Below are 21,420 nucleotides of genomic sequence, written 5' to 3' on the forward strand. Positions count from 1 at the left end.
ACGCATGAAAAAACTGCTGCTTGCCGCGACGATGTTGGCCGGAATGACCTTTAACGCCACCGCGGCCGAGACTATCCGCTTCGCCGCCTCCGCCACCTATCCGCCGTTCGAATCGCTGGACGCCAACAACCAGATCGTCGGCTTCGATATCGACTTGGCCAACGCGTTGTGCAAACAGATGCAGGCGCAGTGCACTTTCACCAACCAGGCGTTCGACAGCCTGATCGCCGCGCTGAAATTCAAAAAATACGATGCGGTGATTTCCGGTATGGACATCACGCCGGAGCGCAGCAAACAGGTCGCCTTCACCCAACCTTACTATGCCAACTCGGCGATTGTGATCGCGCAAAAAGGCAAGTTCAGCTCGCTGGCTGATCTGAAAGGCAAAAAGCTCGGCATGGAAAACGGCACCACCCACCAGAAATATATGCAGGACAAGCACCCGGAGATTAACACCGTCTCTTACGACAGCTACCAGAACGCTATTCTGGAGCTGAAAAACGGCCGTATCGACGGCGTCTTCGGCGATACCGCCGTAGTGAACGAGTGGCTCAAAACCAACCCGCAGCTGGCGCCGGTCGGCGAACATATCACCGATGCGCAATACTTCGGCACCGGCCTCGGCATCGCGGTGCGCCCAGACAATCAGGCGCTGCTGGCCAAGCTGAACGCCGCGCTGGACGCCATCAAGGCCGACGGCACCTACAAGGCCATCAACGACAAGTGGTTCCCGCAGTAAGTCCGCATGTGGAGTCGCCCTCCTTCGGCGGCTCCATCGGATTGCTACCGCATCCGGTTAGTGCTAAATTTGATACTGAATTTAGCATCAAGGATAACATCATGACGGTTCAACCCATTCTCGCCGACTCCGCAGTCAGCATCAGCGATTTTAAAAAATCGCCCAACGCCGCCCTTAAAGAGGCACAAGGGCAACCGGTCGCCGTCCTGACCAACGGTAAGATTTCGGGATATTACGTCTCTCCGGAAACCTGGGAGGCGATCGCGGAGTACCTGGAAGATCTCGAACTCGCTGAAATCGTTCGTTCACGGATGAACGGCAAACGCATTAAGGTCAATTTGGATGACTTATAAGCTTGAATTCGAAGAACACGCGCTGAAGGAATTTAAAAAACTGTCCCCGGTGATCCGGGAACAGTTCAAAAAAAAAGCTGGCATCGGTGCTGGTTAATCCCCACGTCCCCGCCAACAAACTCGCCGGTTTGCCCGATTGCTACAAAATCAAACTCAGAGCCTCAGGCTTTCGTTTGGTATATCGCGTCATGGAAACGGAGATCGTGGTTCTGGTCCTGTCTGTGGGCAAACGCGAACGTTCAGCGGCTTACACCGCTGCCAAAAAGCGCCTTTAACGCCGCACCAACAGCGTCAACACTTCGTAGTGCGCGGTATGCGGGAACATGTCGAACAGCTGCACCCGTTCGATGCGGTATCCCGGCAACATCTCGATATCTTTCGCCATGCTCTCGGCGTTGCAGCTGGAATACAGAATGTAATCCGGCGCCATCCGGCTCAAATAATCGCACAGCGCCAGGCCGATGCCGCGGCGCGGCGGGTTGACCAACACCAGCTGCGGCACCTGCCCTTCGGCGGTGGCGAAGCGGGTGGAATCGAGCGCCTGAAAATCGACCTGCAGCAACCCCAATCGCTGCGCCGACTGGCGCGCGCAGGCGATCGCTTCCGCGCTGATTTCGATGCCGGTCAGGCGAGTTTGCGGCTGCGCGCAGTGCAGACCGAAACCGCCGACGCCGCAAAACAGATCCCACATGCTGTCGATACCCAGCGCGCGCACCCAGTCGCGGGCGGTGGCATACAGATCGGCGGCCACCTGCGGGTTGGTTTGGAAGAAGCTTTGCGGGCGGATGAACAGCGGCACCTGATTGAACTGTTCCTCCAGCGCCTGCTGATCGGTCAGCGCGATCTCGCGCTCCCCTTCCATGATCGCCATATGCACCGGCTGAATATTGGCGGAGATCACCTTGAGCTGCGGCAGCTGCTGCTGCAGCCACGGCAGCGCGGCGCGCAGCTGCGCCAGCTTGGTTTCCGATCGCAGCACGAAGCGCAGCATCACGCCGCCGTCGAGCGTGCTTTGGGTCAGCAGCAGGTATTTCAGCTCGCCGCGTTTGCGCGCCACGTTATACGGCGTCAGGCCGGCGCGGGCGATGAAGCTTTTCAGCACCGCAAACATCGGCGCAAAGCCGGCGGGATACAGCGGGCAGTCGCTCAGATCGACCGGCGTGCCGTCGCGGTGCAGCATGCCGAGCAGCGGGCGCTCCACGCTGCCGCTGACCACCATCTTGGCTTTATTGCGAAATGCGCTCAGCTCCCCCGCCACCGGCTGCAGCCACTGCGCGACATCGCGCCCGGCCAGCAGCGATTGCAGGTGATGCTGTTTGTCGGCCAGCTGCTGCGGATAGGGCTTTTCCAGCCACTGACAGGAGCGGCAGGTGCCCGCCGTATACAAAGCGCAATGCATGAAGATACCGTGAAGTTCAGGATGACGAATTAAGGGCGCAGAGTTTACCACTCCACGCGCCTAAAATCTCACTTGCGCGCGGTGAAGAAGCGGCGGCTGGCGGTGGGGACGAACAGCAGCGCCAGGATCACCGCGTCGGGGATCTTTTGCAGGATCAGAACGTGCAGGATTTGGCCGCTGGTTTCCCCTTCCACGGTGAACACCTCGGGGAAGACGCTGCCGATGGTGGCCAGCAGCAGGTAAAGCACCACGATGCACTGACAGGCCACGTAGCCCCAGCGCCCCCAGTTGCGGCCGCGCATCACCGCAAAACCGCAGCTGATTTGCAGGCACAGCAGCATCAGCCCGGCCAGAAAGATAAAGGTGGAATCCCACGCCTGCGCGCTGGTGCTGACAAACTCCTTCGCACCGTCGACGCCCAGCTCGCCCAGCAGCAGCACCACGCTGATACACTTGATCGCCACCATGGCGGTGCCCGCCACCATCACCGGCACCGGCGCATCCGAAGTCGATCTTATTCCCTGCCCGCTTTTCAGCATGTCTGACATATCCGTGTTCCGCTACGACGCGCCACTGCCCCTACGCCTTTCACATTGCCGCGTTGTTGGCGGCAGTGTGAAATTCATTGGAGCCATTCAAATGGCGCATGTAAAGTCAGGTAGTTAGTTGCAATACTTATTGATTGCAAAAATAGCAGGTTTGTTACGATTCAGCTACGGGCCGCCCGCTGCAATTCACGCGATCGTTGTTTTTCCGAGCGCGCCATAAACCACCAGGCGATCAGGCCGAGAATGCCCACCACCAGCAGGATCAGGCTGGCCAGCGCGTTAATTTCCGGATTCACCCCCATGCGCACGCTGGAGAACACCAGCATCGGCAACGTGGTGGCGCCTGGGCCGGAGACGAAACTGGCGATCACCAGATCGTCCAGCGACAGGGTAAACGCCAGCATCCAGCCGGAGATCAGCGCCGGCGCAATCATCGGCAAGGTGATGACGAAAAACACCTTCAGCGGCGGCGCCCCCAGGTCCATCGCCGCCTCTTCAATTGAGCGATCCACCTCGCGCAAGCGCGAACTGATCACCACCGCCACATAAGCGGTACAGAAGGTGACATGCGCCAGCCAAATGGTGAACATGCCGCGTTCCGACGGCCAACCGAAGGCGTGCCCCATCGCCACGAACAGCAGCAGCAACGACAGGCCGGTGATCACGTCCGGCATCACCAGCGGCGCGGTCAGCATAAACGCGAAGCCGGTCGAGCCGCGAAAACGGCCGAAACGCACCATCACCACCGCGGCGATGGCGCCCAGCACCACCGCGGCAGTGGCGGCGGCGGCGGCGATGGTCAGGCTGAGCCCCACCGCGCTAATCATCGCCGAATCGTGGAACAGTTCGCTATACCAGCGCGTGGACCAACCGGCCCACACCGTCACCAGCTTGGAGCTGTTGAAGGAGTAAATCACCAGCATCAGCATCGGCGCATACAGGAAGGTAAAGCCGACAGTCAGGATGGCGATGCGCCACGGTGAACGCACTACCGGCAAGTTGTTCATGCCTGGCCTCCCATTTCCTTGTTCTGGTGCTTGTGGAACCACAATATTGGCACGATCAGCAACAGCAGCATGATGGTGGCGACCGCCGAGGCCACCGGCCAGTCGCGGTTATTGAAGAACTCCTGCCACAGCACGCGGCCGATCATGATGCTGTCCGGCCCGCCGAGCAGCTCCGGGATCACGAACTCCCCCACCGCCGGAATGAACACCAGCATCGAGCCGGCGATGATGCCGCCGCGCGTCAGCGGCACGATCACGCTGAAAAAGGTTTTCAGCGGCCGGGCGCCCAGATCCAGCGACGCCTCCACCAGCGAGTAATCCAGCCGGATCAGCGCCGTGTAGATCGGCAACACCATAAACGGCAGGTAGGAATAGACGATGCCGATATACACCGCCAGGTTGGTGTGCAGGATCACCAGCGGCTGGTCGATCACCCCTAACCACATCAGAAAGTTGTTCAGCGTGCCGTTGTTTTTCAGAATGCCCATCCAGGCATAGACGCGGATCAGGAACGAGGTCCAGGAAGGCAGGATCACCAGCAACAGCAGGATGTTGCGAGTCGACGCCTTGCTGTGGGCCACCGCCCAGGCCAGCGGATAGCCGATGATCAGGCAACACAACGTCGAAACCGCCGCCACGCGCAGCGACTGCAGATAGGCGTCGATATACAGCGGATCGTCGGTGAGCTGCAGGTAGTTGGCGAAGTTGAGCGCGATGTTCAGTTTGCCGTCCACCCAGCTCATCAGCTCGGTGTAGGGCGGCACCGCCATCGCCAACTCCGCCAGGCTGATCTTGAACACGATCAGGAAAGGCAGCATAAACAGCAGCGTCAGCCATAAATACGGCAGCGCGATCACCAGCTTGCGGCCATGGGCCATCAGCAGGCGATGGAACAGCGCCCTGAGGGCGCCGGGCGCTTTGGCCGGCGGTTCCGGCGCGCGTTCAGAAAGCAGGGTCATACGGGTTACTCCTCACCGGCTCCACTACACCGTCAACACGACGCAGCTGTCGGTTTCCCAACATAGACGCACTTCATCGCCCCAGGTGGGCATCCCCTTGCGGAAACGATGGCCGTTTTGCAGCTGGGCGCTGATGATCTGCCCGCTGTGCAGCTTCACGTGGTAGATGGACAGATCGCCCAGATAGGAAATGTGCGCCACTTCCCCCACCGCGAAGTTGCAGCCGTCTTCCGGCACTTGTTCGCACAGCAGGATCTTTTCCGGCCGCAGCGCAACCTGGATCGGCACGCCGTCCACCACCGAGGCGTCCGGATCCACTTTGATCGCATGGCGCAGCCCCGGGCTTTGCAGGATCAGCGCATCGTCGTGACGCTCTTGCAGCACGCAGTCGAAGACGTTGACCGAACCGATAAATTCGGCGCTGAAGCGGCTGTTCGGATGCTCGTAGATCTCTTCCGGCTCGCCGATCTGCACGAACTTGCCGCGGTTCATGATGGCGATGCGCCCCGCCATGGTCATCGCTTCTTCCTGATCGTGCGTCACCATCACGCAGGTCACGCCGACGCGCTCGAGAATGTCGGTCACTTCCAGCTGCATGCGGTCGCGCAACTTCTTGTCCAGCGCGCCCATGGGCTCATCCAGCAGCAGCAGCTTCGGCCGCTTGGCCAGGCTGCGCGCCAGCGCCACCCGCTGCCGTTGGCCACCGGAAAGCTGGTGCGGTTTGCGCTTGGCGTACTCCTGCATGTGCACCAGCGCCAGCATTTCCGCCACCCTTTCGGCGATCTCCGCCCGCGGCATTTTGTCCTGCTTAAGGCCAAACGCGATGTTCTGCTCCACGGTCATGTGCGGGAACAGCGCGTACGACTGAAACATCATGTTGATCGGCCGCTGGTACGGCGGCACATGCGACATATCCTGCCCGTCGAGCACGATCTGCCCTTCCGTCGGCTGTTCAAAACCGGCCAGCATGCGCAGCAAGGTGGACTTGCCGCAGCCGGACGGGCCAAGCAGCGCAAAGATCTCACCCTTATAGATGGTGAGGCTGACGTCTTCGACCGCATTCTGCCCGTCGAAGGTTTTGGTGAGGTTACGGATTTCCAGCAGAGGGGTGAAAACCTTCTGCGACTTGGCTTGAGGACGAGGAATAGCGTCGTTCAATCGGGGTGCTCTCCGGCGTAAAGCGGCACAAAACCACGGCGAGCGCCGTGGCCCAAAACGGCAATGCAGGCGGGGAACACCCGCCTGCCGGTTTACCGACGATGGGGGGCTCCCCCATCATCACTTCCCGCTTTTAACTTTAGTCCATGCGCGGGTAATGACACGGTCCAGCTTCGGCGACTGCACGTTGAGCGTGAACAGCTTGGCGCGCAAATCGGCCGGCGGATAGACGTTCGGGTTATCGCGCACTTCGGCGTTCACCAGCGGCGTGGAGTCTTTCACCGCATTGGCGTAGTAAATGTGGTTACTGATGTCCGCCATCACGTCCGGCTTCAGCAGGAAGTTCAGGAACTGGTAGGCGGCGTCCTTGCTTTTGGCGTCCGCCGGCATGGCGAACATGTCAAAGTAGGTCAGCGCCCCCTCTTTCGGGATCGCATAGGCCACATTCACGCCGTTCTTCGCCTCTTTGGCGCGGTTGGCCGCCTGCATCACGTCGCCGGACCAACCGATCGCCACGCAGATGTCACCGTTCGCCAGATCGTTGATGTACTGAGAAGAGTGGAAATAGCGGATGTTCGGTCGCAGCTTCAGCAGCAGATCGTTGGCCGCGCCGGTGTAGTCCGCCGCGTTGGTGCTGTTGGGATCTTTGCCCAGATAATGCAGCACGGTGGCGTAGACCTCGCTCGGCGCATCGAGGAAGGAGACGCCGCAGTTCTTGAGCTTCTCCAGGTTTTCCGGCTTGAAGATCAGATCCCAGCTGTTGACCGGCGCGTCTTTGCCCAACGCCGTCTTCACCTTGTCGACGTTATAGCCGATGCCGGTGGTCACCATCATGTAAGGGATGCCGTATTTGTTGTCTTTGTCGTTATGCGCCACCAGCTTCAGCATCTCGGGATCGAGATTTTTGTAGTTGGGGATCTTGCTCTTGTCGAGCGGCTCGAAAATGCCGGCCTGCGACTGACGCTCGAGGAAGTTGGATGAAGGGACCACCAAATCGTAACCGGTGCTGCCCGCCATCAGTTTGCCTTCCAACACTTCGTTGGAGTCAAAGACGTCGTACACCACTTTGATACCGGTTTCTTTCTGGAATTTGGCCAGGGTATCCGGCGCGATATAGTCGGACCAGTTATACACGTGCAGCGTTTTCTCTTCGGCTGACGCCGTGACGGACGCGACCATCAACAGACCGGCAACCACACCCGATAACCACTTTTTACGTTGGGTGACCATCCGTAACTTCCTCCAAAACAGGGTAAATCATAGAATTGAACTTGTATCTGCAGCGATACAAAACCTTTCCTGATTGAGCGCAATCGTTGCAACCGCGAAATGAATGGCTATGCATATGATTGCATGCGCCTTTTTGCACTGCCCTGCTCGCGTGGTTACAAGGGAAATCGCAAGCCCTTTGCAGAATCAGCAGCATAGCCGCTGCCATCGCAACCCGCCAGCCCCCAGGGTAAAAAACGCCATTTATCGATTTTTTATGCAATTTTTCTCTATGTGATACGGCATTAACGGCGTAAAAGCCGAGAAAGATCGGGCGGCAGAGGCCAAAGTGCAGAATATTTAATTGCGGAGGGGAGTCACGGCAGCATGCCGCCGGAGCGACGGCATGCTTAAGGTACAGCGAGGATCAGTGCAGCATCGGCTGACGCACGGCGCCAGCGGGGATCTCTTCTTCGTCCCCCATAAACAGCAGATCGTTCGCCCGCGCCTCGAGGATGACCATCGAGACCTGCTCTTCGCCCTGCTGCATGAAGTGGGTGAACTGCTCGTAGGTGATGCCGACCGCCACGCTCAGCGACTGGCAGACGATCAGCTTCGGCAGGTTGTCGTCCTGAATGTCGACAAAGGCCTTGATGGTCAGCGAGCTGGCGTTGATCTGGCTCAGATCCGCCACCAGCGGGATCAGCGCGGTCGGCTTCACCTCGGCCAGCGCGGAGAACAGAATGACGTTGTCCACCAGATCTATCTTGGCGTCGAACACGCCGTCGAAGTTCTGCATGTGCGGCAGGTGCAGCGCCTGGCAGGAATCGCACTCAAAGAAAGAAATGCCCGACTGATCCAGCCAGCGCCGCAACAGCGCCAAATCGGGGACAATGAGTGAATCCATAATAACCAGCCTCACAATATTCAAAACGCGAAAAGGCGCATAGCTTACGGAATATTCACCCGATACGCCACGATCAATGCGGCTTAATTCACTAATTAAGATATTGCTCGGCGGGAAAAGCGCAACGCGCGTACCGTCAGCCGCCCGATTTCAGGCGGAACCCCGGCCGGCCGCGCTGCTCGATGTATTCGATCATCATGCCGGCAATGTCCAGCCCGGTAGTGGTTTCCACCCCTTCCAGCCCCGGTGAGGCGTTGACCTCCATCACCAGCGGGCCGCGCTCGGCGCGCAGGATATCCACCCCGGCGACGTCCAGCCCCAGCGTGTTCGCCGCTTTGACCGCAATCGCCCGCTCCCTGGCGGTGATGGTCACTTTGCGGGCGCTGCCGCCACGGTGCAGGTTGGAACGAAACTCGCCGGGCTTCGCCTGCCGCTCGATGGCGGCCACCACCCGGCCGCCCACCACCAGGCAGCGCACGTCGCGGCCCAGCGCTTCGCGCACGTACTCCTGCACCAGAATATGGGCGTTCAGGCCGCGAAAGGCGTCGATCACGCTTTCCGCCGCCTGGCGAGTTTCCGCCAGCACCACCCCGATGCCCTGCGTGCCTTCCACCAGCTTGACCACCAGCGGCGCGCCGCCGACCAGTTCGATCAGATCGCCGGTATCGTCCGGTGAATGGGCGAAACCGGTGATCGGCAGATCGATACCCTGCCGGGCCAGCAGTTGCAGCGAACGCAGCTTGTCGCGGGCGCGGGTAATGGCCACGGATTCGTTGAGCGGGTAGCTGCCAAGCAGCTCGAATTGGCGCAGCACCGCGGTGCCGTAAAAGGTGATGGCGGAACCGATGCGCGGGATCACCGCGTCATAACGCTCCAACTGACGGCCGCGATAGTGAATGGTCGGCGCCGCCGGGTTGATGTTCATATAACAGGAAAGCGGATCGATGATATCGATGCTGTGCCCGCGATCTTCCGCCGCTTCACGCAGCCGCTTGCACGAATAGAGCGATCCGTCGCGAGAAAGAATGGCAATTTTCACTCGTCACCCCAAAAAGGCCAACGCCTGCCCCGCAGGCGGGTTAGCGGCCGCGGCGCTCAGGCGCGCGGATCGCTGTCCTGATGATTTTTCGATGCGTCCGTATCTTGCGGCTTGCGGCGATCGTTTTCCGGCGGCAGGCCGCCGCGCATCAGCGGCCCGAACCCCTGCACCACGCGCCATACCAGAAACGCCGCCGCCGGCACCATCAGCGCCACGCCGAGGAAAATCATGCCGACCGCCGCCTGTTGCGACGCCAGCCAGCCCGGCAGCTGCAGATGCCCGTGAATGCTGAGGTAGGCCAATACCAGCATCACGATGCCCAGCCCTTCCAACACCAGCACCGGGCGCGGTAAGTCACCGAATGAACGCATATTTTTCTTCTCCAGAAGGTCTGCCCCCAGTGTAGTGAATTCCCGTCGGCGGCGACAGCCCCGGCAGACTAATTGGTTACATGAATCAGATTAACAGGTAATTCCTGCTTTTTTTTCACCGCCTCAACGGGCATAGTAGGCGCCATCTGACGCAGGTAATGACTTTTTCGGTGACGGGATGTCGTTGCGGTAGCGAACAATTTTTTGAAAATCCAATTAAGGAGCGTTGCATGTTTGCAGTAATCTTCGGGCGTCCTGGCTGTCCTTATTGTGTCCGCGCTAAAGAACTGGCGGAAAAACTGACTGAAGAACGCGACGATTTCAACTTCCGTTACGTTGACATCCACGCGGAAGGCATCACCAAGGCCGATCTGGAAAAAACCGTCGGTAAACCGGTTGAAACCGTTCCGCAGATCTTCCTGGACGAGAAGCACATCGGCGGTTGCACCGATTTCGAAGCTTACGCTAAAGAACACCTGAACCTGTTCCAGTAAGTTTTTGAACGACAAAAAAGGCGCTTAACGCGCCTTTTTTTATTGCCGCTGCCGCCGATGCAGCTGCTGGAGCGTGTGCAACAGACCGAGGGCGAACAGCATCAGCATCGCGCCGAACACGCACCAGAACACCGCGCTGGTGGCGTAAGCCAGCTCCTGCCAGAACGAATAGGACGGCGTCAGCCAGAAGTGACGGATCAGCAGGCAGAGCGGCAAGGCATAAAGCGCCCCCAGCAGCGGACACAGCAGCCGCTTGCGGCTCGACAGATAGCTGGCGATCGCGCCGGGGATCACAAACAGCAGCAGGCCGGTTTCCCCGTGGTGCTCATGATCCGTGCTGCCGAACAGGCCGGTTTGCTGGCCGAGAAACACCAGGTTGAACAACAGAAAACAGCTGAGAATGCCCAGCCAATATCGATAACTCGTCATGCGAATTCTCCCCCGCCCAATTACCGCATCAATAGAAATCAGCCCGGCCACCCGTGAGGTGACGCTGAACCGAATTTTTTCCTTGGTCAAAAGAGAGTTAAATGCGCACGGCGGCGCAGGAAATCAGCTTTCTGTGCTGGCTGTCATCGGTCATAGCGTCTAGAATGAACGCCGCCGAACGATGGTTCGCTTCGCTTTCTGCTGGTGGTGATTTATGACGTCGTTTTAAGGCTGAATTTATCTCTTATAGTTATCTATATCAAGCACTTACTGGTAAACAATAAGTTATCCTCCGTGAACATAAACGTCGCTAGTTTGTTAAACGGTAACTACATTCTGTTACTGTTCGTGGTACTCGCGCTGGGGCTGTGCCTCGGTAAACTCCGTCTGGGCTCCGTCCAACTCGGTAATTCCATTGGCGTTTTAGTGGTTTCCCTGTTGCTCGGCCAGCAACACTTCGCCATTAACACCGAGGCGCTGAATCTCGGCTTCATGCTGTTTATTTTCTGCGTCGGGGTGGAAGCCGGGCCTAACTTTTTCTCGATTTTCTTTCGCGACGGCAAAAATTACCTGATGCTGGCGCTGGTAATGGTCGGTTCGGCGATGGTGATCGCCATCGGTCTCGGCAAGCTGTTCCACTGGGACATCGGCCTGACCGCCGGCATGCTGGCCGGCTCGATGACCTCCACGCCGGTGCTGGTGGGGGCCGGCGATACGCTGCGCAACACCATCGTCAACGGCCCGGCGCTGCTGGCGGCGCAGGATCATCTGAGCCTCGGCTATGCCCTCACCTACCTGATCGGTCTGGTCAGCCTGATTTTTGGCGCGCGCTACCTGCCGAAGCTGCAGCACCAGGATCTGTCCACCTCCGCCCAGCAAATCGCTCGTGAACGCGGCCTGGACACCGACAGCCAGCGCAAGGTCTACCTGCCGGTGATCCGCGCCTACCGCGTCGGCCCCGAGCTGGTGGCCTGGGCCGACGGCAAGAACCTGCGCGAGCTGGGCATCTACCGCCAGACCGGCTGCTACATCGAACGCATCCGCCGCAACGGCATTCTAGCCAACCCGGACGGTGACGCGGTGCTGCAGGTGGGCGATGAGATTTCGCTGGTCGGCTACCCGGACGCCCACGCGCGGCTGGATCCGAGCTTCCGCAACGGTAAGGAAGTGTTCGATCGCGATCTGCTCGACATGCGCATCGTGACCGAAGAGATCGTGGTGAAGAACAGCAACGCGGTGAACAAACGCCTGAGCCAGCTGAAGCTGACCGACCACGGCTGCTTCCTCAACCGCGTGATCCGCAGCCAGATCGAAATGCCGATCGACGACAGCATTGTGCTCAACAAAGGCGACGTGCTGCAGGTGAGCGGCGACGCGCGCCGGGTGAAGAGCGTGGCGGAGAAAATTGGCTTTATCTCGATTCACAGCCAGGTGACCGATCTGCTGGCGTTCTGCGCCTTCTTCATCATCGGCCTTTTGATCGGCCAGATCACCATACAGTTCAGCAACTTCTCGTTCGGCATCGGCAACGCCGCCGGCCTGCTGATGTCCGGCATTATGCTCGGCTTCCTGCGCGCCAACCACCCGACCTTCGGCTACATTCCGCAGGGGGCGCTGAACATGGTGAAAGAGTTCGGCCTGATGGTGTTTATGGCGGGCGTAGGCCTGAGCGCCGGCGCCGGCATTGGCCACAGTCTGGGCGCGGTCGGCGGCCAGATGCTGATCGCCGGGCTGATCGTCAGCCTGGTGCCGGTGATTATCTGCTTCCTGTTCGGCGCCTACGTGCTGCGCATGAACCGCGCCCTGCTGTTCGGCGCGATTATGGGCGCCCGCACTTGCGCGCCGGCGATGGAGATCATCAGCGATACCGCGCGCAGCAACATCCCGGCGCTGGGCTACGCCGGCACCTACGCCATCGCTAACGTGCTGTTAACGCTAGCGGGTTCACTCATCGTGGTGCTATGGCCGGGCATACTCGGCTGATCGATTAGCGAGAGAGATGGATCGGCGATAAAAATATTTTGATTTTTTTGTCGCCGGCCAGAACTTTCGTTGGGGGCCGCAGTCTGAATTAGTGCCACTGCTTTTCTTTGATGTCCCCATTTTGTGGAGCCCGATAATCCCGCCTTTTAGGTTCAAGATTATCGGGTTTTTTGTTGCCTGAAGCAGCCCACAACACCTGCTGTCGCGGCCTTGTCGTCAGGCATAAAGCATCCTATCTCTGAGCGTCGCTTACGCCAGCATCCCTATCAATGTGCAGGTTTCAACATAGAAACGCTGCTTGTGGGTTCGCCACTGTTCAAAGAGATGGCGTCACAAACGGGACTTAACAACAGCACTCTCGTCGCCGTCGGCTGGGTGCTCTTTGGTGGCTCATTCCATCATCTTCCTGTATATCATAACGTCATGTTACCGCACTGAAAGAAGACCAGCATTGTCCCCCATGATAGTCGAGACTATCTAATTCACCTGTTTTATTTTTTCTTTAATTTTAATTAGTTTCTTTATATACGCATTGCTCTTATCCCCTTTAGCTATTTCCGCAAAAATCAGAGAGAGGAAGCTGTCATTAAAATCATCTTTGGCTAATGGATTAGCTCCATGAGCCAAAAGAACCTCAATGTGTTCTGGGCAACTGTTATACAGCGCATTAATTAATGGCGTTCTGTTCATAGCCCCTTTGATATTAACATCAGCTTTGTAAGCTATTAGAGCACTCAATGTCTCTGTATTAACCGCTTGAAAACTTTTGAAAATTATTGGCTGATTGTTTATTTCATCCCTTGCATTAGGCGATAGTCCGCCTTCAAGCATAGCCTGTATCCAGACGCCTTTATCCGCTTTCATGACATACTCAGCCGGGCTACTTCTCCCTTCCGGCCTTGGCTGCAATGGGTCTGCTCCCGCCTTGACCAAATCCGTAATGATCTTGAGCCGCTCTGGCGTGTTCTTGTCAAAGATAGCGTTATTGATCGCCCAGAATAGCAACGTCATATCCGCCTTAGCCAGCCGATTTAACGTTTCTTTGCTTACCGTCGGTAAAACCTTATCCAGCTTTTGCCTGTCCCCCTCGTAGATGATGGTGGCGATGTCCAGCTGCGTCCCTTCAAAATAATCTTGTGGCTGTAGATCCCTACCTTGTTCGCATCCCTGCATCATGAGCATCGACAGCAACATGATAATGATAAGAGCGCTGTGCCTCATGCCATCTCCGTTTTTAACATAACCACGGCCCAACTTTGCTTTATTACCGTATCAGTATCCCTCTACACCCTTGGGATACTGAGAACGGCTTATTGACTGACAGGAGCAGGCGGCCATTTCCCACCACGCTTAATTAGCTCGTCTTTGATGCGCTCAAGAGACGCTTTCGCCTCGCTGCCATCCTGACTTCTATTAATCAGCCGTTGCAGTTGATTGCCCATCGTCCAACCTGAGTTGCCTCTTATATCGCTATTGGCGCCTTTTTCTAATAGAAAAATGACGTGGTCATAGGAGTGATAATCTAAAGCATCGATGAGCAGCGTATCACCCAGTGAATTTCTTATATTTATATCAGCGCCATAATCCAACATGACCTCTAATGTCTCTGTGTTTTTTGCAAAGATGCTATTGAATATAATGGGTTGATTATGAACCTTATCCTTAGCATTTGGAGAGAGTCCGCCCTCTAACATAGCCTGTATCCAGATGCCTTTATCCGCTTTCATAACAAATTCAGCGGGACTACCCGGCGTGTTAGATTGAGGCTGTAAAGGGTCTGCTCCGGCTTTTACCAAGTCAGTGATAATTTTCAGCCTTTCAGGTGTGGTTTTGTCATAGATGGCATTGTTTATTGCCCAAAACAATAAGGTCATTTCTTCCTTAGCTGGACGATTTAAGATCTCTTTGTTTACTGATGACAATAAGTTATCCAACTGCGGCCTGTCACCATCATAAATGGCTTTGGCAATGTCCAATTGCTGACCGTCAAAATAATCCTGTGGTTGTAAATCCATACCTTGTTTGCACCCCTGCATGATGAGCGTAGACACTAGCATCGTGATAATGAGTATGATTTTTTTCATATTCGTCCCTTGATTGTGGCAATGTCATCGTCTTTCTCATTTTCAATGCATTGTATCGCCTGGTCTATACCGTGCTTATCCAGCAGTGAACCTGTTCCACCGGGAAGCGTATGCTTTACTCCCACGGCGTCAGGCGCCAACATGGACAACCGTTCTTTCGCCATCACCGCAGGCGGATAAAATTTGAGGTCTTTGGCATCCTCCCATAAATCAACCTCCTGCAGCTTGGTCAACAGCTCTCCTTTTACGCGATACGCCTGAATATTATCGGCGCTGCCTATTATAGAGCCGCCGTATTTTTCGACGGTTCCCGCATTCAGGCCTGCTGCATTAAACGTCCAAGCAGGTTTGCCGCTGGCCATAGAGGCCGCGGACGCCATACCTCCTCCTAATGAATGACCTGCAACGTCGATATTGGATACTTTTGAAATTTTATCGCCAATACCAACCGCTTTTTTGTAGTATTCAGAATTAAGTCCTATTCCTTGAGCACCGTTGTTTTTCCAGTCACTGAGATTTTTAACGCCTGACAAGTCCCCCCTTAATAAGGCTTTTTGGGCTGCGTGGCTTATCCCCTCCGGGAATTCTGGTGCGCGCGATCCGCGGAACACCACCGTCGGGTTCATCGCCTTACCAAAGACACTCTCGTCTGGCTGATAAACTCGGGCTAAAAAATCAGGATTCATTGGTTTGTCATAAAGCATGTTACTGCTCAAACCTAGCCGACCCAGTGCCCCATCATTGTTACTGATATCCTTCCAGCCTTCAGGGATGTCTATCGTGTCCTTGAGCGGGTTAGTGGTCTTATAGACATTCTCAGCCAACTTCGCCTTTTCGACCGCAACGTTGTTCTCCGCCAGGCGCTGTGCCGCCATGCGCGCATCCGGGTAAATGCTGCGGTTGCCTCGCCCTATCAAGTACTGGCGTTCTTGCCAGCGTTCTGCCTTGGTCATTGGGCGGATGGCCTGCACCGTGGCGGCAACGGTTGCTACTGCGGTAGCAATGGCTTGTTGCAGAGGGGGATTCCGGGTCGTATTCTGCCTCGCCGGCAGCACCGTCGGTTTTGCCCGGTGGCCATAGCGGCTGACCATTTCTTCATAGCGGGCGATCACGCGCCCGGTAGGATAAAAGGCGGGAAGAGAGCTGCCTGGGTAGCGCTGCAATCGGCCTTCCGCGTCGACGTAAAAGGCATATTTCGTCGGCGTCCAGGTGCCCATTCCCTGTTCAATCGCCAGCAAGCCGCCCCGGTTGATCTCATCGAGTACGCTGCGCTTCATAGCCAAGTCCTCACGATAACCGGTGACGCCAATCCCGGATTGAGTATTGCGGGTAATCGGATACCGGCTGCTTATCGATATGCCGGCTGCGCCGCCGAACAAATAATGCCGTTCCAGCTCATGCCGCGCTGCTGTCGGGTTAAGTATCCTGGAAAAGCTTTCCGGCGCCGTGTGTTCAGAGGAGAAATGAATCAGTTTCATACGGTGCCTGCCCACTCGCAGGGTTCCGTGGTCGGCACAGGCGCACCATCATCAAGCAACTCGCCAGGTGTGCGGCTGTTACGGGGCTCGTCGAGCGTTAGCGAACGATAACGCATTGGATATCCTTATCTTCTGTGTCATTCCATTAATAGGGCATGCGCAAAATTATCACACTTCAGTAAAGATTTCTTTGCTCTATTTCTATACGCGCGCATCCTCTCCCATCCATGCAGCTGCGTGCTTCCTGTGCCCTTGTGAAGAGGTATTGGATTGCGTATTTCGTTGCCATGTCGCGCCTAAAAGCCACGTCCGAAAGCAATCAGTCGAGTGTCAAAGATGCGGGAATGATAAGGAGACAGGAAGGAGAAAGCTCCGCCAACCGGGAATGGCCAGCGGAGCGGCGTCAGGCGGCGGTTATTTCTGCTCAGCCTGGCTTACGGTGTCTTCGGCTTTCCAGATGCGGTATTTCACTTCCGCGTCTTTCGGCGCATACACCACGATCGGCAGGCGGCTGTTGTAGCGCTGCATCGCGGCGTCGCCCAGGTTAGCGGCGATGAATTTCTTGGTCTTGGTATTGTCCGGGCAGGCCATCATGGTCGAGGCCGGTTCAGACAGCTTCTCCAGCACCAGGTAATCATAACCCCAGCCGGACAGGGTTTTGGTCTCCAGCGTGCCGCCAATCATATGGCGGTTGCAGTCCACTTCCAGCGTCTTGCCGATCAGCAGTTCTACCTTGTAGTTCTCTTCGTGCTCTTGCTTCGGCAGGTAGATCACCTGGCGATTCATGCCCTTCTCGGCTTTCGGGTAAGGCGCGACTTTTTCCAGCGGCTGTTTGCTCATGTCTGCGTCATCGCCAGAGGTCGCCGCCATAGCGCCAGCGGAAACGGCCATCAGCAGGCCGGAAAATACAACGGATGCCTTGTTCATGTTTTATCCCTACACTTTGTCAAATAATCCGACTATAAACTAATACACTACCGCCAAGCCCGCCACAGGTTTAATCTTCTTTACAATAGGTGATTAATAGTGACAATCGCCTGATATAAACCGTTAAGCGGAGCAATTAGCCAGCACACCCTCGGGTTAAGACGAGAAAAACAAGCGATTACCTTCGCACAAGCGGGTGTATCAGATAGGGTTTTCTTGCCGGCGGACTAAGGTTTTCTTAAGACAGAATTATTACAGTGACGTCATTCAATCCTGTCACCGAGCCTGCGCGTGAATCCAGAATCGTCATTAAATCAATCCTCAACGACACCGCAAATTAAGACAACCGCCCTTTACTCCCTGTCGACATCCTTTTACCGTTGGCAGGTTTTTGGCCTGCTGATCAGCGGTCTGGTGTTTCTGTGGCTCTCCCGCAACGAACAGCTGGATTGGGCGATCAGCAACTATTGGTACGATGCCGCCAGCGGGCATTTCCCGTGGCAAAACAATTATTGGCTGGATCTGATCAATCACCGCCTGTTGAAGCAGATAGTGATCGTAGGCGCGGTGCTGACGCTGTTTTGGGGCATCTATCGCCGCAGCGCGCGCCTGATCGTGACCATGCTGCTGATTGGCATCGGCCCGCTGGTGGTGGGCGTTCTCAAAGCCACCAGCGCGCACTCCTGCCCGTGGGATCTGATTGAGTACGGCGGCAAGGCGATGTCCTTCCCTTTATTCGGCGCGGTACCGGCGCTGCCGGGCCCCGGCCGCTGTTTCCCCGGCGGGCACGCCTCGAGCGGTTTCGCGGTGATGGCGTTGTTTTTCCTGTTTTATCCGCAGCGCCCGCGCCTCGCCTGGTGGTGTTGGTGCGGCAGCATCGCGCTAGGCATGGTGATGGGCTTTGGTCAGATCATGCGCGGCGCACATTTTCTTACCCATAACCTGTGGGCGGGTTGGTGGGTTTGGTTAAGCCAGTTGGCTATTTATTGGACGGTTAGCGGCTATTGGCGCCGCAAGACGAGGTAACGGTTATGGAACAGTTGAACCATTTTCTTTTCGCCTGGATCAATGCGACTCCGGCGTCTCCCGAATGGATGATCGATTTCGCCACCTTTTTGGCGCGCGACCTGATCATCATCGTGCCGCTGCTGATCGTCGGTCTTTGGCTGTGGGGGCCGCAAAGCCAGCTGGTTTCGCAACGCCAGGTGGTAGCGAAAACCACTATCGCGCTGCTGTTCGCCATGCTTGCCGCTTCCGCTATCGGCGCGCTGCTGCCGCATGAGCGCCCGTTCGTCGCCGGCGTCGGTTATACCTTCCTGCCACACGCGCCGGACAGCTCGTTCCCGAGCGATCACGGCACCGCCATCTTTACCTTCGCGCTGGCGTTCCTGTTCTGGCACCGCGTTTGGTCCGGCGTGCTGCTGATGATCGTCGCCGTCGGCATCGCCTGGTCACGCGTTTACCTCGGCGTGCACTGGCCGCTGGATATGGTCGGCGGTTTCCTGCTCGGTCTGGTGGGCTGCCTGTTCGCCCAACTGGTGTGGAATCTGTTCGGCGATGTCATCGCCGACAGGCTGTCGCGCCTGTATCGTTTCCTGTTCGCCTTCGCCATTCGCCGCGGTTGGGTGAAAGAGTAACCGCACAACATGACAGGGGCGTTACCGCCCCTGCTTATTTCACACCACGCCGGTGGTCACGCAGAACGCCCGCGTTTTTCCCGCTCCCAGCATCACTCCCTCACCCTCTGGCGCATTCGGGCGGCAGTTTGCCGGCTGGATAAAGGAAAGCAACTGCCGGTTGCCCTGAACGGCGATGCGCCGGAGACCATAGTTGAATTGCCCGGTGGCGAAACGCGTTACATAGCGCCGGCCTTGCGGCGCCAGCATAAAGAATTCGGCTCGGTCCACGTAGCGAGACAGATCGTCGGAACACAGCAGTTCCTGCCCGAGCGCCTCCCCCAACAGCGCCGGCGTCGGCAAGTTTTGGCGGAATACCGCGTCGGGAATGCAATCGTAGTTGAGGCGGCACACATAGCGCAGCGGCTGCGGCCGATCGGCCAGATTGGTGACTTTCATCTCAATGGCGAACTGCGCGCTCTGCGCCGCCAAACGCAGCGCCGGGCCGATGCGCCATCCCTCGCCCAACCGCTCGCCTTCGCCCTGCAACGTCAGCTCGTCGCCCGCCAGCTGCAGCCACACGCGTTGCATCTGGAGCGATGCGCCGTCGTGACTCGGCCAGGCGGGGCAGAACGCGGCGACATCATCGCGCTTTCTTCCGGCGCCCCGCCCGCTGCGGCGGCCCGATTTCAATGAGTAACCGTCAAATTCAGCGTCCCAAATCGCCAGGCCCTGATACGGCAAGACCGTCAGTGCGCCGCGCCGATTCGCCAGCGTCAGCATTGGCCCGCGCTCTGCGCAGCGATGGGCGCTCACCGCGAAATCCGCATTGCGGAACAGCGCCTGCCGATGCGCCCCGAACGCGGCAGGAACCAGATCAATGTTGATTTTCATCGTTTTCCCTCGACATTTCGCCCGCGCAGGCCGCGAGCGGCCGCTGAAAATGTTATTTAAATAACAAATAAACCTCCCCTAAGTTATACATATAACAGTGAGATAACTATGATCTCGTCGACATTTTTCAAATCCCGCTAGGTTTACCCGCATTGTAATGTTATTATTTTCACATCCTCTATCAACGCTCTTTTCTCAACTTCATTAAGGAACCGCGATGACCTCCGAAAACATCGATTACGCCCGCTATGTCGACCACACCCTGCTGGCCATGGACGCCACCGAAATGCAGATCGCCAAACTGTGCGAAGAAGCCCAGCAGCACAACTTCTATGCGGTGTGCGTCAACTCCGGCTACGTGCCGTTGGCGGCCCAGCTGCTGCAGGAAAGCACCGTGAAAGTCTGCTCGGTGATCGGTTTCCCGCTGGGCGCCGGCCTGACCGTCGCCAAAGCCTTTGAAGCCAAAGCGGCGATCGCCGCCGGCGCGCAAGAGATCGATATGGTGATCAACGTCGGCTGGCTGAAAAGCGGCCTGCTGGACGAAGTGAAAGCCGACATCGCCGCCGTGCGCGAGGTTTGCGCGGCGATCCCGTTGAAGGTAATATTGGAAACCTGCCTGCTCAGCGATGCGCAGATCGTCCAGGTTTGTGAAATGTGTCGCGAACTCGATGTCGCCTTCGTTAAAACCTCCACCGGCTTCAGCACCGGCGGCGCTCGGGAGGAGCACGTCAAACTGATGCGCGAGACGGTGGGCAGCGAAATGGGCGTGAAAGCTTCCGGCGCCGTGCGCGATCGCGCCACCGCCGAGAAGATGATCAAAGCCGGCGCCACGCGTATCGGCACCAGCTCCGGCGTTGCCATCGTATCCGGCGCGCAGGCGGCGGCTGGCAGCTACTGATCGTCGGCGCGCCTTGACGGGCGCAGCCAATACACTCCGATGCGGGACAATACGGGCGGCCGATGCGGCCCGATATTGCCCCGCATCGTTGTGTTTAGCGCCGGAAACGGCGGCACGCTTTTTTACCTCTACTACCTGTGGGAAGACGGATCTATGGAAACGCGGCGCGAAGAACGTATCAACCGGTTAGTTCAGGCGTTAAAACGCGCTGACAAGATCCACCTGAAAGAAGCCGCCGCGCTGCTGGGGGTCTCGGAGATGACCATTCGCCGCGATCTGAGCGCCGAGCCGGCGGCGGTGGTGCTGCTCGGCGGCTATGTGGTGACCGATCCGCGCAGCAACGGCGTGACCAACTACTTCGTTTCCGATCAAAAAGCCAAACAGGTCACGGAGAAACGGCGCATCGGCCTGCTGGCGGCGCCGTTGATTAATGAAAACGACACGGTGTTTTTCGACTGCGGGACCACCACCCCGACGATCATCGACGCCATTGCCGACGAACTGACCTTCACCGCCGTGTGCCATTCGCTGAACACCTTCCTGGCGCTGCAAGACAAACCGAATTGCAAGGTGATCCTGTGCGGCGGCGAGTTCAAACCGAACAACTACATCTTTTCCAGCGTCGGCGGCCGCAATGAGCTCGATCACATCTGCCCGAACATCGCCTTTATCTCCGCCGCCGGCCTCAGCCTGCGGCACGGCGCCACCTGCTTCAACTTCGACGAGCTGGAGATGAAGCATCGCGCGATGGCGATGGCGCAGCAAAAGATCCTGGTGGCGGATCACAGCAAGTTCGGCAAAATCAAGCCGGCCTGTATCGGCCCGCTGACGCAGTTCGATCGGGTGATCACCGATCGCCAGCCGGACGCCGACTTCATGGCGTTCTTCAACGATAACGCCATCGCTACCCGCTATTGATCCCCCTTCA

23 protein-coding genes and 1 pseudogene are annotated in these 21,420 nt (G+C 57.3%); 9 read left to right on the top strand and 15 right to left on the bottom strand.

Translation table 11 applies throughout. The annotated features are described in order from the left end of the window. Nucleotides 1-4 precede the first annotated feature (4 nt). From artJ to ACSBQV_RS06950, 3 genes and pseudogenes are all read left to right on the top strand, one after another. Nucleotides 5-739, top strand: coding sequence for an arginine ABC transporter substrate-binding protein (gene artJ, locus ACSBQV_RS06940; protein WP_015377297.1), 735 nt, complete (start codon nt 5-7; stop codon nt 737-739). Nucleotides 740-840: 101 nt separating this feature from the next. Further along, on the top strand, nt 841-1,092 hold the full coding sequence (locus ACSBQV_RS06945; RefSeq protein ID WP_016928356.1) for a type II toxin-antitoxin system Phd/YefM family antitoxin: 252 nt from the start codon (nt 841-843) through the stop codon (nt 1,090-1,092). Next, a pseudogene (locus ACSBQV_RS06950) lies at nt 1,082-1,367 on the top strand (type II toxin-antitoxin system RelE family toxin). Before ACSBQV_RS06945 ends, ACSBQV_RS06950 begins: the two are co-directional and overlap by 11 nt. Here the strand turns inward: ACSBQV_RS06950 and rlmC are convergent. The 9 genes from rlmC to ACSBQV_RS06995 all read right to left on the bottom strand — a co-directional run bounded on the left by rlmC (nt 1,364) and on the right by ACSBQV_RS06995 (nt 9,689). Continuing rightward, the gene (gene rlmC, locus ACSBQV_RS06955) at nt 1,364-2,491 is read right to left on the bottom strand and encodes a 23S rRNA (uracil(747)-C(5))-methyltransferase RlmC (RefSeq protein ID WP_099783620.1); all 1,128 of its coding nucleotides are present in this window, start codon (nt 2,489-2,491) and stop codon (nt 1,364-1,366) included. The pseudogene ACSBQV_RS06950 and the gene rlmC sit on opposite strands and share 4 nt — an antisense overlap. 68 nt (nt 2,492-2,559) lie before the next feature. Then, on the bottom strand, nt 2,560-3,039 hold the full coding sequence (locus ACSBQV_RS06960) for a YbjO family protein (RefSeq protein ID WP_047024958.1): 480 nt from the start codon (nt 3,037-3,039) through the stop codon (nt 2,560-2,562). A 161-nt stretch (nt 3,040-3,200) separates the two neighbouring features. Continuing rightward, the gene (gene potI, locus ACSBQV_RS06965) at nt 3,201-4,046 is read right to left on the bottom strand and encodes a putrescine ABC transporter permease PotI (RefSeq protein ID WP_042784088.1); all 846 of its coding nucleotides are present in this window, start codon (nt 4,044-4,046) and stop codon (nt 3,201-3,203) included. Then, nucleotides 4,043-5,005 (bottom strand): putrescine ABC transporter permease PotH, encoded by a 963-nt coding sequence (gene potH / locus ACSBQV_RS06970; RefSeq protein WP_042784087.1) that lies wholly within the window; start codon nt 5,003-5,005, stop codon nt 4,043-4,045. The genes potI and potH overlap by 4 nt, the downstream gene beginning before the upstream one ends. 24 nt (nt 5,006-5,029) lie before the next feature. Next, a complete protein-coding gene (gene potG / locus ACSBQV_RS06975) occupies nt 5,030-6,163 on the bottom strand; it encodes a putrescine ABC transporter ATP-binding subunit PotG (RefSeq protein WP_004938650.1) in 1,134 nt (377 codons plus the stop codon). A gap of 120 nt (nt 6,164-6,283) precedes the next feature. Further along, nucleotides 6,284-7,393 carry a spermidine/putrescine ABC transporter substrate-binding protein PotF gene (gene potF / locus ACSBQV_RS06980; protein WP_099783618.1) on the bottom strand — a complete coding sequence of 370 codons (1,110 nt, stop codon included), beginning with the start codon at nt 7,391-7,393 and terminating at the stop codon, nt 6,284-6,286. 406 nt (nt 7,394-7,799) lie between these two features. Continuing rightward, on the bottom strand, nt 7,800-8,279 hold the full coding sequence (locus ACSBQV_RS06985) for a YbjN domain-containing protein (protein WP_004938666.1): 480 nt from the start codon (nt 8,277-8,279) through the stop codon (nt 7,800-7,802). 136 nt (nt 8,280-8,415) lie between these two features. Next, nucleotides 8,416-9,318 carry a 30S ribosomal protein S6--L-glutamate ligase gene (gene rimK / locus ACSBQV_RS06990; RefSeq protein WP_099783616.1) on the bottom strand — a complete coding sequence of 301 codons (903 nt, stop codon included), beginning with the start codon at nt 9,316-9,318 and terminating at the stop codon, nt 8,416-8,418. Between the two features lie 56 nt (nt 9,319-9,374). Then, on the bottom strand, nt 9,375-9,689 hold the full coding sequence (locus ACSBQV_RS06995; RefSeq protein WP_094142953.1) for a YbjC family protein: 315 nt from the start codon (nt 9,687-9,689) through the stop codon (nt 9,375-9,377). Nucleotides 9,690-9,919: 230 nt separating this feature from the next. Here ACSBQV_RS06995 and ACSBQV_RS07000 point away from each other — a divergent pair, with 230 nt between their 5' ends. Continuing rightward, nucleotides 9,920-10,183 carry a GrxA family glutaredoxin gene (locus tag ACSBQV_RS07000; RefSeq protein WP_004938676.1) on the top strand — a complete coding sequence of 88 codons (264 nt, stop codon included), beginning with the start codon at nt 9,920-9,922 and terminating at the stop codon, nt 10,181-10,183. A gap of 39 nt (nt 10,184-10,222) precedes the next feature. Here ACSBQV_RS07000 and ACSBQV_RS07005 read toward each other — a convergent pair whose 3' ends face one another. Further along, nucleotides 10,223-10,612 (bottom strand): inner membrane protein YbjM, encoded by a 390-nt coding sequence (locus tag ACSBQV_RS07005; protein WP_033642521.1) that lies wholly within the window; start codon nt 10,610-10,612, stop codon nt 10,223-10,225. A gap of 294 nt (nt 10,613-10,906) precedes the next feature. Between ACSBQV_RS07005 and ACSBQV_RS07010 the strand changes: the two genes are divergently transcribed. Continuing rightward, nucleotides 10,907-12,595, top strand: a complete 1,689-nt coding sequence (locus ACSBQV_RS07010) for an aspartate:alanine antiporter (RefSeq protein ID WP_004938680.1) — start codon at nt 10,907-10,909, stop codon at nt 12,593-12,595. A 477-nt stretch (nt 12,596-13,072) separates the two neighbouring features. Here ACSBQV_RS07010 and ACSBQV_RS07015 read toward each other — a convergent pair whose 3' ends face one another. From ACSBQV_RS07015 to eco, 4 genes are all read right to left on the bottom strand, one after another. Further along, complete coding sequence (locus ACSBQV_RS07015; RefSeq protein ID WP_099783614.1) at nt 13,073-13,816, bottom strand: ankyrin repeat domain-containing protein; 744 nt, start codon at nt 13,814-13,816, stop codon at nt 13,073-13,075. An 89-nt stretch (nt 13,817-13,905) separates the two neighbouring features. Next, nucleotides 13,906-14,679, bottom strand: coding sequence for an ankyrin repeat domain-containing protein (locus ACSBQV_RS07020; protein ID WP_099783612.1), 774 nt, complete (start codon nt 14,677-14,679; stop codon nt 13,906-13,908). Next, nucleotides 14,676-16,157, bottom strand: a complete 1,482-nt coding sequence (locus ACSBQV_RS07025) for a phospholipase (RefSeq protein WP_099783610.1) — start codon at nt 16,155-16,157, stop codon at nt 14,676-14,678. Before ACSBQV_RS07025 ends, ACSBQV_RS07020 begins: the two co-directional genes overlap by 4 nt. Nucleotides 16,158-16,571: 414 nt before the next feature. After that, nucleotides 16,572-17,084 carry a serine protease inhibitor ecotin gene (eco, locus tag ACSBQV_RS07030; RefSeq protein ID WP_033642514.1) on the bottom strand — a complete coding sequence of 171 codons (513 nt, stop codon included), beginning with the start codon at nt 17,082-17,084 and terminating at the stop codon, nt 16,572-16,574. A gap of 291 nt (nt 17,085-17,375) precedes the next feature. Between eco and ACSBQV_RS07035 the strand changes: the two genes are divergently transcribed. Continuing rightward, the gene (locus ACSBQV_RS07035) at nt 17,376-18,110 is read left to right on the top strand and encodes a phosphatase PAP2 family protein (protein ID WP_099783608.1); all 735 of its coding nucleotides are present in this window, start codon (nt 17,376-17,378) and stop codon (nt 18,108-18,110) included. A gap of 5 nt (nt 18,111-18,115) precedes the next feature. Further along, entirely contained in the window at nt 18,116-18,721 is a 606-nt protein-coding gene (gene ybjG / locus ACSBQV_RS07040; RefSeq protein WP_033642512.1) for an undecaprenyl-diphosphate phosphatase, read from the top strand. A gap of 39 nt (nt 18,722-18,760) precedes the next feature. Here the strand turns inward: ybjG and ACSBQV_RS07045 are convergent, their stop codons facing one another. Next, nucleotides 18,761-19,594 carry a hypothetical protein gene (locus ACSBQV_RS07045; protein ID WP_033650643.1) on the bottom strand — a complete coding sequence of 278 codons (834 nt, stop codon included), beginning with the start codon at nt 19,592-19,594 and terminating at the stop codon, nt 18,761-18,763. Nucleotides 19,595-19,811: 217 nt separating this feature from the next. Between ACSBQV_RS07045 and deoC the strand changes: the two genes are divergently transcribed. Next, nucleotides 19,812-20,492 (top strand): deoxyribose-phosphate aldolase, encoded by a 681-nt coding sequence (deoC, locus tag ACSBQV_RS07050; protein WP_033642510.1) that lies wholly within the window; start codon nt 19,812-19,814, stop codon nt 20,490-20,492. A gap of 153 nt (nt 20,493-20,645) precedes the next feature. Next, the gene (deoR, locus tag ACSBQV_RS07055) at nt 20,646-21,410 is read left to right on the top strand and encodes a DNA-binding transcriptional repressor DeoR (RefSeq protein ID WP_042784074.1); all 765 of its coding nucleotides are present in this window, start codon (nt 20,646-20,648) and stop codon (nt 21,408-21,410) included. The last annotated feature ends 10 nt before the right edge of the window (nt 21,411-21,420 follow it).

It is taken from the genome of Serratia sp. B501, assembly GCF_051172315.1.
Lineage (GTDB): Bacteria > Pseudomonadota > Gammaproteobacteria > Enterobacterales > Enterobacteriaceae > Serratia > Serratia ureilytica.